The organism is Lacrimispora xylanisolvens, assembly GCF_002934545.1.
Classification (GTDB): domain Bacteria; phylum Bacillota; class Clostridia; order Lachnospirales; family Lachnospiraceae; genus Lacrimispora; species Lacrimispora xylanisolvens.
The window spans coordinates 90893-103623 of record NZ_PTJA01000011.1 but is presented as its reverse complement, the minus strand read 5'-3'; the positions used below and the strand labels follow the sequence as shown (position 1 = coordinate 103623).

Genomic DNA, 12731 nt, shown 5'->3' with positions numbered 1-12731 from the left:
ATATCCAGCTATTTTTCCAGTTTAATCTGATTGGAAACACTTAGAACCATGCCCATTTCAGCCATAAGAAACAGGACCGAGGTTCCCCCGTAACTGATAAAGGGCAGTGTGATTCCGGTATTAGGAATGGTATTGGTTACAACAGCGATGTTTAGGATAACCTGTATGGCTATGTGTCCCATAACGCCTACCACTAAAAGTGCGCCGAACAGATCCGGTGCATTATCTGCAATCAGCATGAAACGGTATATCATGAAAAGAAAAATAAGAATCACAGATACCGCCCCAAAAAGTCCAAGTTCCTCACAGATTATGGAAAAAATCATATCATTTTGTGCCTCAGGCACAAATCCCATCTTCTGTATGCTCTCTCCCAGGCCTCTTCCTACCAGGCCCCCGGAGCCAATGGCATAAAGTCCCTGCAACACCTGATACCCTCCCGTGGAAGGATAAGCCTCCGGCTCCAGCCAGACAAGGATTCTTCCCAGCTGATAATCATGAAGAATGTTTAACTTCTCAAGAACCGTGGCAATGGGCCCGGCAAACGCCAAAAGCCCTACTCCTGCAAATCCGCAGGCAAAAAACGGCCATTTCTTTTTACACGCCACAAATAGCATGACAAACGCAATTCCTACAATGATGATACCGGAGCTTAAGTTGTTTGCTGCAACAATTCCCGCAATAGGCAGGGTTGTTACAATGATCAGCGCCACACCATTTTTCGTGTTGATGTTTTTGCCCATCTGTACAATCATGACAGCCAGCATAACAATAAGAGCTATTTTTACAAACTCCGTAGGCTGAAATGTCAGGCTTCCTACTCCCAGCCATCTTCGTTTTCCGTTAAACTTTTTACCAAACAGAGAAACGGCGATCATCAAAATATAAGAAAGCACGTAGGCAAACGCCGCAAATTTCCCATACCAGTGGTAATCCATCTTCGAAATAATGATCATCAGGATAAATCCGCCCAAAGCGATCTTTGCCTGCTTCATCATGAAAAATGAGGCATTGCCAAACTTTAACTGAGCGGCATAAGAGCTGGAACTATATATCATAATCAAACCGAAAACAGACAGAAATATAACCGTGAACAGCAGACTGTAATCATAAAAACGGCGCGGCCTGTTTTTTTTCACTACTGGCCTTTTTTCCGCCATACCATTCCTCCTCGCCATTCAAATTACAATGCCCGTTCCGCTTAAAGACTGCGGACACATTCCTTAAAAATCTCTCCCCGCTCTTCGTAACACCGAAACATTCCCCAGCTTGCGCATGCAGGTGAGAGCAATACGTAATCTCCTTTGTTTGCATAGGAGGCACAGACTTTTACTGCTTCCTGCATATCCTCCGCATACATCACATTGGTAAAGCCATGTTTTGCCGCGCATTCCGCGATTTTCTCCCTGGTCTGGCCAAGAAGCACCATATGTTTCACTTTACCGTCAAAGGATTCTATCCACTCATCGTATTCGGAATTTTTGTCATATCCGCCTGCAATTAAAATGGTGGGTCCGGGCATGGCTTTCACTGCCTGGATTGCCGCATCGGGATTGGTCCCCTTGGAATCATTGTAATACTTCACTCCCGCTTTCTCAGCAACAAACTCAATTCTGTGTTCCACTGCCTGAAACTCACAGACAGCCTTCTTAATTACATCTATGGGAACATTCAGTTCGGAAGCTATGGCAATGGCAGCCATCACATTCTCATGGTTATGGCGCCCCAGAAGATTTAATTCGTTTATGTTTACAATTTCTTCCCGATTTCCGCCATGATTGCGTATAATCACATCACCGTCAATACAATAACCCTCATCAAGAGAATTCCTGCTGCTGAAATACACTGCGCGGGGTTTCATCGACTCCCCAAACTCCCGTAACACAAGGTCATCATAGTTTAAAACACAGCAATCCTTTTCTGTCTGGTTTACAGTGATGCTTTCTTTCACTTTTATGTAGCATTCCATGGTTTTATGACGGTTTAAATGATCCGGCGTAATGTTTAAAATCGCGCTGACATCCGGATGGAAATCAGTGATGGTTTCTAACTGAAAGCTGCTGACCTCCGCTACTGTAACGGAATCTTCCGTGGTTTTCAGTGCCTCCTGGGTGTAAGGAATTCCAATATTTCCCACCACATAGACATGCTCATAATATGCTTTCATGATCTCGCCTGTCAGCGCTGTAGTAGTGGTCTTTCCGTTGGTTCCCGTAATGGCAGCCAGCTTCCCTTTTGCATGATGATATGCCAGCTGTATCTCACTCCAGATAGGAATATTCTCTTCCTTTAAAACTGATACAAATGGTGCATCCAGTCCGATGCCCGGACTGATTACACAAATCGAAATATCGTTTAAATCTTCTTTTTTCAGTTCTCCAAGAATCACGGAGATTTTATCTGTTTCACCAAACTGGCTTAACAGCTCATCCTTTTTTAAAGCATCATTGCTGTCATATAAAACAGCTTCATCGCCGGTTTTTAAAATCATCCTGGAGGCGGCGATCCCACTTTTTCCACTTCCTGCAACTAAAATTTTCTGACTCATATGGTTTCTCTCCTATAATCCAAGATATGCCAGCAGGCAAAGAACAGCTGTAATTATGGCAAATACAGCAACCACCCTTGTTTCAGACCATCCGCAAAGCTCAAAATGATGGTGGATGGGAGCCATTTTGAAAAATCGTTTCCCGCCTGTTCTTTTAAAATATGTCACCTGAATAATGACCGATAATACCTCAAGCAGATAGATAAATCCGATGATCGCGATAAAAATCGGCATCTGCATCATAAACGCGCTGGAGGCCACAAAGCCTCCCAGCCCCAGCGAACCAGTATCCCCCATAAATACCCGGGCAGGGTAAACATTAAAAAGGAGAAATCCTAAAAGGCTTCCCACTACCGCTCCGGTAATGGGACTGATTCCGGTTCTTTCCCCGATTGCTACTACTGTTAAAAATGTTGCAACCAGTATGGTGACACTGGTACACAAACCGTCAAGACCATCTGTAAAATTAACACCATTGTCTGTTCCAATTACAATGAAAAAGACTGCCGGTACAAATAAGATACCAAAATTTAAATAGATGCCGTTCTTAAAACCACCTGTAAATGGAACCAGCATTTCAGTTCCCACATCTTTGGAATGAAGCAGATAGAAAGCAAAAATTCCTGTGATGACCAGCTGACCTGCCATCTTCTGTACAGGGGTTAATCCTTCTGATCGTTTCATTACGATTTTAATGTAATCATCAAGAAAGCCTACGATACCAAATCCCACCGTCACAAACAGTACCGGGATAATCTTCGGATAATCTTTGACGTAAAACAGAGACGTAATGATAATACTGGTTAGAATAATCAGTCCGCCCATGGTGGGAGTTCCCTGTTTTTTCAAATGGCTTTCCGGCCCTTCCTTGCGGACCTCCTGACCAAATTTTAATTTGTGCAGAAACGGAATTACTATGGGACACAGCATTGCGCTGATGGCGAAAGCTATGATGATTGCCAAAATCGTTTCGTTAATCATGTCACACCTCAATCATTTATGTATTTGTATATCAAAAGTACACAGTTAGTAGTATACGTCTTTTTGCCTGAATAATCAACCACTGATTCGAAACGTAGAAACAGTTTTTTCCTCTTCTGGCTCTATTCCCAGATAAGGAAAAATGTTCTTAAAAATATCAGCAATCACTGGTGCGGCAATGGTTCCGCCATAGTAAATGCCCTGGGGTTCATCAATGGTAATAAGGGCAATTACTTTTGGATTATCGGCGGGAGCAAATCCGATAAAGGATGAAATATACTTTTTTAAACTTCTTGGAAGTTTTTCAGAGGTTGCAGTTTTTCCTCCGATCCGGTATCCTTCAATCTTTGCTTTTTTCCCGCTTCCCTCGGAAACAACCTGCTCTAAAATATAACGCATGGTTTCACTGGTTTCTTTTGATACAATCCCCTCCTTTACCGGGTAGGTAAACGAATGCACGGATTTTCCGTCCGAACTTACTGTACTCACGCCAAAATGAGGAGTAATGCGGTTTCCTCCGTTTACAAGAGAAGAAGCCGTCGTAATTAACTGCATGGGGGTGATCTGAAATGACTGTCCAAAGGATACGGTTGCCAGTTCTACCAGTCCCATATCTTCTTTTTTATGCATGATGGTAGAAGCCTCGCCAGGCAGATCGATTCCCGTTTTTCCTTTCAGACCAAACTGTTCAAAATATTTGTAGTAATTATCCACTCCAAGCCTCTGCCCCACATCGATGAGTACAGGGTTGCAGGAATTCATCATGCCCTGAAGGAAGGTTTCTGATCCATGGCCGCCCACTTTATGGCATCTGATTTTTCTGTCCTCTACCACCCGGAATCCGGGACAGGAAAACTGATCCGTTAGCTTTACAACTCCAGCCTCCAGTCCGGCTGCAGCTGTTACAATCTTAAAAGTAGATCCCGGCTCGTAAGTGTCGTTGATACAGGGATTTCTCCACATCTTATTTAACAGATCCTGCTTTTCTTTCTCATTTGCAGGAACTTCCGTTGTGGTATTTAGTGTAAACGGATCATTTAAATTAAATTCAGGTGCATTTACCATTGCCATGATTTCCCCGTTTTGAGGATTCATGATAATTATGGACACTCTCTTTGCACCTTTTTTCTCCATTACCTGATAGGCTGCCTGCTCACAGTAGCGCTGGATATTCACATCCAGACTGATGTGCAGATCCTGTCCTGCAATTGGTTCTATCCGGTCTTCTGCCTCATTTTCAATTTCAATTCCTGCTGCGTCTGACATAGTCAAAATCTTACCATTCAGTCCTTTTAAGTACTGCTCGTATTTTACCTCCAGGCCAATGATTCCCTGGTTGTCTCCTCCTGTAAATCCGAGTACTGTGGAAGCAAGGGTGTCGTAAGGGTAATACCGTTTGTAATCTTCATCAACCTTGACTCCTGCCAGATGATAGGACCTGATCTGGTCTCCCATAGCCTTGTCTACATTCGTTTTAATAATTTCCCTGGAACTGTACTTTTCCACTTTCTTACGGATCTCTGCCTCATTCAGCCCTAACTCCTTAGACAGAACCGCAACCACCTCATCCGGCTTTTTTACCTGATTGTGGATGACCGATATGGTGCAGACGGTGCGGTTTGTAGCAATGACAGTCCCACTGGCGTCAATAATATTGCCTCTTGCAGCTTTAATGGTCCTCTCTCTCTCATGAAGATCAGAGGCCATGGCGCTGTAGTGCTCAGAGCGAAAGATCATTAGAAAAATAAGCCGTCCCATTAATCCTGTCATGGCAAGAAACAACAGGAAAAACAGGAGGGCTATTTTCTCTCTGTGATGTGTTTTATTCGAATTCATAAGCTGCTCCATCGTCATCATTGTTACAGTATATGAAATTCGGCTTTTTTTATGAGTCAGTTTACCTTAAAGTTTATTCTGAAGCCTGGGTTTCATCCCCTTGGGTTGTATCCTGAGAGGCTTCACCGGTATCTCCCGGAAGGGCTGCCGGTAAATCCGCGCCCTCACCTTCCTGCCGGTTTACGTATTCTTCAGTGGGATTCAGTAAATCATCCGGAACCTTTTCTCCATTTTCCATGGTTGGTGCTTCTTTTGAAGGCTCTTGTTCCGTCGTCTCTGCTCCGGCCTCACCACTTTCAGAAGATGGCTGGGTCTCAGTGGTAATGCCCTCCTGCTGTGGAAGGGTCGCTGCATCTTCGGAAGAAAGTGATCCTTGAGTCTCTGTATCTGGGAATACATTTAAATAAGGAAGAATCTCCGTCATAATTTTTTGAAAAATCTGGCTGGCGAATGTGCTGTGAGGCTGATCCTCAACATGAGGTTCATCCACAACCACATAAACCAGTACCTGCGGGTTATCGGATGGTGCATATCCGCAGAAGGATACCACATAGTTTGTTTTATCTCTGGGAATCTTCTCTGCTGTACCAGTTTTTCCGGCAACCTTATATCCGGTAATTCTGGCAGCGCCGCCTGTTCCGCCCTCAGCATTGACTGTCTTAAATAATGCCTCATTGATATACTTGGTGGTAGACTCAGAAACAGTCTCACGCACCAGTACGGGGTCAACTTTTTTCATGACAGATCCCTGTTCATTTAAGATCTGTTTTACCACATGGGGTTCGTAATAGGATCCCCCGTTTATAACGGAACAGTAAGCTGCTGCCATCTGAATCATGGTACAGTTAAAGTTCTGTCCGAAGGAGTTGGTTGCAAGATCCGTAGGACCTGCGGTATCTGCCGTATACATAACGGTTTTATTATCCGCTTCTCCTGGCAGATCGATACCGGTCTTTGAACCGAATCCGAAGATCTGCTGGTATTTATAGAATTTCTCTTTTCCCATCTGCTGGGCAATCCGCATCATAACTACGTTACAGGACTTCATAAGACCTTCTTCTACCGTAATGAGTCCGTGTCCGTATTTGCTGACACAATTGATCTTATGTCCGCCTACTTCCAGAAACTTATTGCATTCATAGGTTTCTTTTCCTGTTATGGCGCCTTCCTCTAATGCTGCAGATACTGTAAATATTTTTTCTGTAGACCCTGGTTCATAGCCGTCACTGATGCAGAAATTACGCCAGGTCTGATTCCACGCTACCTGAGTGCCAAGAGATATGATCTGTTCATCGGAATAGTGCTGGGATACTGTCTCCGGTGTCAGAGGCTGGGCATCCTTATTCTTCCTTTTATAATCATCCATGGCTTCTTTTATCCCCAGCTGCCTGAGTACATCTGTGGTAAATTCAGGCCGCAGATCACGGGGGTTGTTTAAATCAAAGGTCTTGTCATCTGCCATGGCCAGAACTTCCCCGTTATTGGGATCCATGACAACCACGCCTACCCGTTTGCTTCCGGTCTGTGCTTCCCACTCAGCTATGTATTTTTCCACTATCTTTTGTATATTGACATCCACAGTGGATACAACCGTATTACCGTTCGAAGCCGGTTTTATTACCCTCTCTAAATTGGAATCATCATTTAAATAGCCGTATTCTCTTCCATTGACTCCCATGAGAGTGGTATTGTAAAACTGTTCTATTCCTCCGGTTCCATCCATACCGTCCCCGTTGGCGAAACCGACCAGCTTGCTTGCAAGGGAATTATAAGGGTATACTCGCTTATACTCATCTTCAAACCAGATTCCCTTTATGGCAGTTTTAGCTTTTTTAGCTTTTTTAAATTCTTCCGTTTTTTCTATTTTGTATTTTTCGTATTTATCCTTATCATCATAAGTCAGCTGCTTTGCATAACGGACATACTGCTTGTCCTTTTTTTCCTGAATGAGATTCATGATTTCAGTCCGGTCATATCCAAAGCATTCCGTTAAGGCATTGACCGTTGGTTCCAGATAGGAATCCGGGTCACTCATGATCTGCTTGGGATCAAGGATTAAATTATATACTTTCTCACTGGTCGCCAGGTACGTGCCATTTCGGTCCAGAACATCTCCCCTCTTAAAAGGGATTACTCTGCTGTCATATTGCTGCTGAGACAGCACAATCTGGTTATAATCTTCTTTTTTCTTCGTCATCATGTTATAAAGGACCATGACCAATGCAAACAAAGCCAGCGTTATCACCAAAACCGTAATCGCCAGCTTTTCCTGCATATAACGAGGAAATACTTTATTTCTTTTGCTCCTGTTTTTATTATTGTTTCGGAATGTCCTCATTCTGCCTTACATACTCACTTTCCGTTTTATCATAGTGAAGGATCTGGTCTTTGTTCGCATAGACCATACCCAGTTCCTCAGTGGCAACTTTATACACATGATCAAGATCAACGGAAGTATTAATGCTCATCTGCAATGCATCGTTTTCTGTTTTCAGTTTTTCCAGCTGTACTTCCCTGTCAGAAATTTCATGAATGCTGGCAGTTATCGAGGACTGTAAATGCAAATAATTCACACACAAACAAAGGGTTATGACTGCAGCAATCGTCAGCATAATTACATAAGGCAGATCCATCTGTAATGCCTTCTCGCGGTTCCGTCTTACATGATGGGGCACGGGACGGCGAATTTCATCCGGTGTAGAAACCGGTCTGCTGACCGGCATGGTTTTACGAACCGTATTCCCCTGCACATAGGCAGAGTTCCGATAGGAATGCACATTTCTTCTTGCAGCCACTCTTTTTTTCCTCCCTTTTTAGATTCGTTCAAACACGCGAAGCTTTGAACTCTTTGAGCGTTTGTTTTCTGATAATTCTTCTTCTGATGGTAAAATGGGCTTTCTTGTGATGACTTTACCCATACTTTTTCTTCCGCATACGCAGACCGGAAAGTTAGGCGGGCAGATACATGGATCTTCATTATCCTTGAATCTGGTCTTTACAATTCGGTCTTCCAGTGAGTGGAAGGTAATGATGGAAAGCCTTCCGCCAGGATTTAAAAGCCCGATCATGGTATCAAGAGAGTTTTTCAACACATCCAGCTCATGATTGAGTTCAATTCTGATTGCCTGAAAGGTTCGCTTAGAAGGGTGGCCTCCTACCGCTCTTATCTTTGCAGGAATTGCATTTTTAATAATCTCTGACAATTCTCCCGTAGTTTCAATTGGCTTCACAGCCCTGGCTCTTACAATGTGTTTTGCAATATTCTTTGCAAATTTATCTTCTCCGTAATCCCGTATAATCCGATATAAATCAAATTCGCTGTACTGATTGATAATATCGGCGGCTGTCTGTGGATTTCTCTGATCCATTCTCATATCAAGAGGGGCGTCTTCTTCCCGGTAGGTAAATCCTCTCTCCGGCATGTCCAGCTGATAGGAGGAAACTCCAAGATCCAGATAAATTCCATCCACTTTTTCAATTCCAAGTTCTGTTAAAACCCCATGTATATTTTCGTAATTGCTTCTGACCACGGTTACCTTGTCTTTATATTCATTCAGCCGCTCAGTTGCTGCGGCAATGGCATCCGCGTCCTGGTCAATTCCGATTAATCTTCCGTGTTCCCCCAGGCGTCTGCATACTTCTAAAGCATGTCCTCCGCCTCCTAAGGTTCCATCAACATAAATGCCATCTGGTTTTATATTCAGGCTGTCGATGGTTTCATAAAGCAGCACCGATTTGTGTTCAAACATCATATACCTAGTCCTTCCATAGCTTCCGCGATTTCTTCCATATCATCATAGGTATTGGCTGCCGTCCATGCATCCTTGCTCCAGATCTCGATCCTGCTTCCAACTCCTACTAATACTGCGTCTTTATCGATTCCGGCGTGTTCTCTTAATACCGCCGGAAGCAGAATTCTTCCCTGCTTGTCCACTTCACAGGAACTGGCTCCTGCCAGAAAAAATCTGGAAAACTTTCTGGCATTGGTGTTAGTCAGCGGCAGGCTTTTTAATTTTTCTTCTAGGGCTCTCCACTCATCATTGTCATACACAAATAAACAGCCGTCCAAGCCCTTCGTCACGACGAATTCTTCTCCTAGCTGCTCTCTGAATTTGGATGGGACAATAAGACGTCCCTTCGCATCGACCGTATGATTGTATTCACCCATGAACATACTAATCACCTGCATGTACTGGCAGCATGGGGAAATCAGACCACTTTCCCACCATTTTCTACCACTTCGTACCACTTTCCTCCACTTGTACTCTAATTCTAGTACATTTGATTCAAAAACGCAAGGATATTTTAGAATTAATTTCAATTTAATTTGGCTTATTTACTGGGGTTTACGGACATTTTCCATAATATTCCATAAAACGACAAAAAAGGCAACCACACCAGACGCTGCAATTTTGCAGGGTTTGGGTGATTACCATTTTTAATTACAAACTGTTTTTATACCGTTTTTACTACATTTTGCCGTAACCTTTTTAATTACTCCCAATTGGGATTCCACTGTTTGATGGTGACTGTATGATCCATAAAATGAAACAAAAAACGAACTACAGTATTATCATTTAATACTGCAAAAACCCCTTTATTAGATGACCCACTTCTGGGATAAGTGTCGTGGCTGTATGTTGCCGACAATGTCCCATAGGTTGAAACCGCATAATCATATTCTCCTGCAAAGGGAATCACGACGCTGAGTGCATAGGTGTTATTTCCTATATAATACATGCGGGAGACTTCGCTGTTGGAGTCATTTTTCACCGCCCCCACATACGGCTGAAAACTTCCGTAAACAACCACTCTCTCCGGAAGTTTCATTCCGGTTTCTTCATCGTAAACATCTTTTGCCCCATAGTCAGAGGAATTTTCCGGGTTCGCTTCCACCTCGTTCAAGGCTTCCTCCGATTCCCATATCCTTTTTATTGTCTCCTCCTGACTAAATCCCATGGGGCAGTCCGGACTTTTCTCATTGATCTGATAATAATCCTGCACGTCCGTCTCGCCGTTGTCGCCCCGTTTCATGGAGACGGCTGCCGCATCTAAGGTACGGCGGAAGGGTATTTCGAAAAAAGCGTGATTAACTGCAGACCACAAAGCGGTATATTCCAGAAATTTACTCTGGGCTTCTGGAGATTGGTTTGCAAACCAGCCAATCTGATCATACCCCCACCAGTCACTCCATGCCCGTTCTTCTTTCGTCACACTGGCAAAGTCATTTATCACCTTTCCTCCCCAGTTATCATACTCCATGAGATATGGCATGGATTTTAATTGAAATCCATTTGGATTTAATCCGCCTTCACTAAACCCTTCCTTCACCAGTACCAGTCTGTCCCCCTCCCGGTCTGTCACCGGATATCTGGTGTAGGGCATGGCGTGATAATCCAGCAGCAGTTTCCCTCTTATGCTGATGCCATGGCTGTGGGCATCCAGTAACACCAGGTGCCTCCTGGCATTTTTTCTCGCATAGGCCCGGATCATTTCCACTAATTCACCCATTTTCTCCATTCCCCGGTCATCAGCTGTGTATAAATGAATCTGCCCCATATGAAGTGCCTCATAGCCCGCATCAATATACCGGACTGCACGGTAATAAAACCATAGTCTCGTCTCCAGCTGGGTAATATCCGGAAGCGCACCATCTTCTCCCCACCAGAACCCCTCCGGAGCCTTAGGAAAACGCATCTGTTCGAAAGAAAAGCATCTGTTTTCAGGTTTCATTCCAAAAGCTTCAAAAACACAGGCTGGAATGGGAATTGTTTCTAAAGGTCTGTAAACTGCCTCAAAAATGCAGGCCTGCAGAATGATCTCCGGATCAATTTCATGAACCTTTTCCGCCAGCTCCTCTGACTTTCTGAAATGTTCTTCTTCATCTGAATCCGGATACCAGTAACCAGAAGCCCTTCCAAGAAACTTGATACCCAGATTTTTAATGGCTCTTAAATCATCATTCAGCGTATTAGTATGAATAAAAAAGGCTGCCGATGCCGCTCTGGAAAGATAGTTTTTAAGTACATCCAGTTCAATTACCGTATCAAAGGTGTAGTTCTTCATAATTCCACCCCGTAGTTCTTCATCACGAACAGTGCAAAAAGTGAATCGGCCCATGCAAACCAGTCTCTGGTATATTGGGATGGATCATCACAAAAGAAGCTTTCATGCATGACTCTGGTTCCGCCGCGGGTATTTAAAATATCGGACAGGAGTGCTTCTCTTTTTACGGGATCCTTTTCCGTCAGACCTTCCATAATTAATGCGATATGCCAGATATAGCGGTCCGGCGTATGAGGACTTCCTACTCCCTGTCCATAAATTCCTTTAAAATAGTACGGATTCCTGCTGCTTAACAGAAATCTTCTTGTATTCTTATAGATCTCGCTCTCTTCAGTTTCATACTTCAGCCACGGGATGGAGAGAAGACTGGGAACATTAGCATCATCCATCAGGTTGTAGTTTCCATACCCGTCTGTCTCATATGCATAAATATCCCCGTATTCAGGGTCTTTAACAATTCCAAACTTGCGGATTCCCTCTTCTATTTCATTTCTCAGTCCGCGTGCAGCATCTGCAAGGTCTAAATCCCGATAAATGTTTATGGAATACTCCTCTATATGTTTTAGTACCACTGAAGCAAACATATTAGAAGGAATTAAATAACCGTATCTGCATGCATCATCACTGGGACGAAAGCCAGACCAGGTCATACCTGTATATGCCGCAGGCGTACCTTTTCCGCCTTCCGGGAGTGTATCCGAGGGCGGGCAGTTTCTTCGTTCAAAGCGGTATGCAGAGTCTTTGTCGTGATTTTGCTCTCTTTTCCACAAGGAAACAATCTGCAAAAGTCCCTGCTTTACCTCATTTGAAAATATTTCCTGATCTCCCGTCATTTCAAAATACTCATGAAGCAGCCATACCGGATAACAGAGGGAATCCACTTCGTATTTTCTTTCCCAGTTCCAGGGTGTAGAGTCGGTAATATCCTCATCCCAGCAGTTTCCGTTTGCTTCCTCATTAAACGCATTGGCATACGGATCGATGAGAATATAACGGAACTGCCTTTTTATCAGCCCCCGTACCAGTTCTGCCAGTATGGGGTATTTCTTCAAAAACGGCAGATAATGTATCACCTGAGCGGAGGAATCACGAAGCCACATTGCATGGATGTCTCCGGTAATTACAAACACCTCTTCATTCTCCAGAAACCGGACTGTTGTTTTGGCTGTAGTCTGAAAACATTTCTCGAAAGTCTGAAGTAATTCCTCATTCACAGGCAGCTTGTTTTTAATAGTTTCGGCAATCTCTTCCACCGCCTGATTTAATAATCTCTGTTTTTCTTCCAGCTTCATACTGCCTC

The 12731-nt window shown here is 43.7% G+C and carries 10 protein-coding genes; all 10 read right to left on the bottom strand.

The genetic code is table 11. From position 1 onward, the window contains the following. Window positions 1-8: 8 nt before the first annotated feature. A complete protein-coding gene (locus BXY41_RS18990; RefSeq protein WP_104438447.1) occupies window positions 9-1160 on the bottom strand; it encodes an FtsW/RodA/SpoVE family cell cycle protein in 1152 nt (383 codons plus the stop codon). A 41-nt stretch (window positions 1161-1201) separates the two neighbouring features. Further along, a complete protein-coding gene (gene murD, locus BXY41_RS18985) occupies window positions 1202-2548 on the bottom strand; it encodes a UDP-N-acetylmuramoyl-L-alanine--D-glutamate ligase (protein ID WP_104438446.1) in 1347 nt (448 codons plus the stop codon). 12 nt (window positions 2549-2560) lie between these two features. Further along, window positions 2561-3529 carry a phospho-N-acetylmuramoyl-pentapeptide-transferase gene (gene mraY / locus BXY41_RS18980; protein ID WP_104438445.1) on the bottom strand — a complete coding sequence of 323 codons (969 nt, stop codon included), beginning with the start codon at window positions 3527-3529 and terminating at the stop codon, window positions 2561-2563. Between the two features lie 75 nt (window positions 3530-3604). Continuing rightward, the gene (locus BXY41_RS18975; RefSeq protein ID WP_104438444.1) at window positions 3605-5365 is read right to left on the bottom strand and encodes a peptidoglycan D,D-transpeptidase FtsI family protein; all 1761 of its coding nucleotides are present in this window, start codon (window positions 5363-5365) and stop codon (window positions 3605-3607) included. A 73-nt stretch (window positions 5366-5438) separates the two neighbouring features. Beyond that, window positions 5439-7703, bottom strand: coding sequence for a peptidoglycan D,D-transpeptidase FtsI family protein (locus tag BXY41_RS18970; RefSeq protein ID WP_104438443.1), 2265 nt, complete (start codon window positions 7701-7703; stop codon window positions 5439-5441). Beyond that, window positions 7681-8160, bottom strand: a complete 480-nt coding sequence (locus BXY41_RS18965) for an FtsB/FtsL family cell division protein (protein ID WP_104438442.1) — start codon at window positions 8158-8160, stop codon at window positions 7681-7683. Before BXY41_RS18965 ends, BXY41_RS18970 begins: the two co-directional genes overlap by 23 nt. A gap of 18 nt (window positions 8161-8178) precedes the next feature. Beyond that, entirely contained in the window at window positions 8179-9117 is a 939-nt protein-coding gene (gene rsmH, locus BXY41_RS18960; RefSeq protein WP_104438441.1) for a 16S rRNA (cytosine(1402)-N(4))-methyltransferase RsmH, read from the bottom strand. Further along, the gene (gene mraZ / locus BXY41_RS18955; RefSeq protein WP_104438440.1) at window positions 9114-9539 is read right to left on the bottom strand and encodes a division/cell wall cluster transcriptional repressor MraZ; all 426 of its coding nucleotides are present in this window, start codon (window positions 9537-9539) and stop codon (window positions 9114-9116) included. Before mraZ ends, rsmH begins: the two co-directional genes overlap by 4 nt. A gap of 320 nt (window positions 9540-9859) precedes the next feature. After that, a complete protein-coding gene (locus tag BXY41_RS18950) occupies window positions 9860-11431 on the bottom strand; it encodes a hypothetical protein (protein ID WP_104438439.1) in 1572 nt (523 codons plus the stop codon). Continuing rightward, window positions 11428-12723, bottom strand: a complete 1296-nt coding sequence (locus BXY41_RS18945) for a glycoside hydrolase family 125 protein (RefSeq protein WP_104438438.1) — start codon at window positions 12721-12723, stop codon at window positions 11428-11430. The genes BXY41_RS18950 and BXY41_RS18945 overlap by 4 nt, the downstream gene beginning before the upstream one ends. Window positions 12724-12731 lie beyond the last annotated feature (8 nt).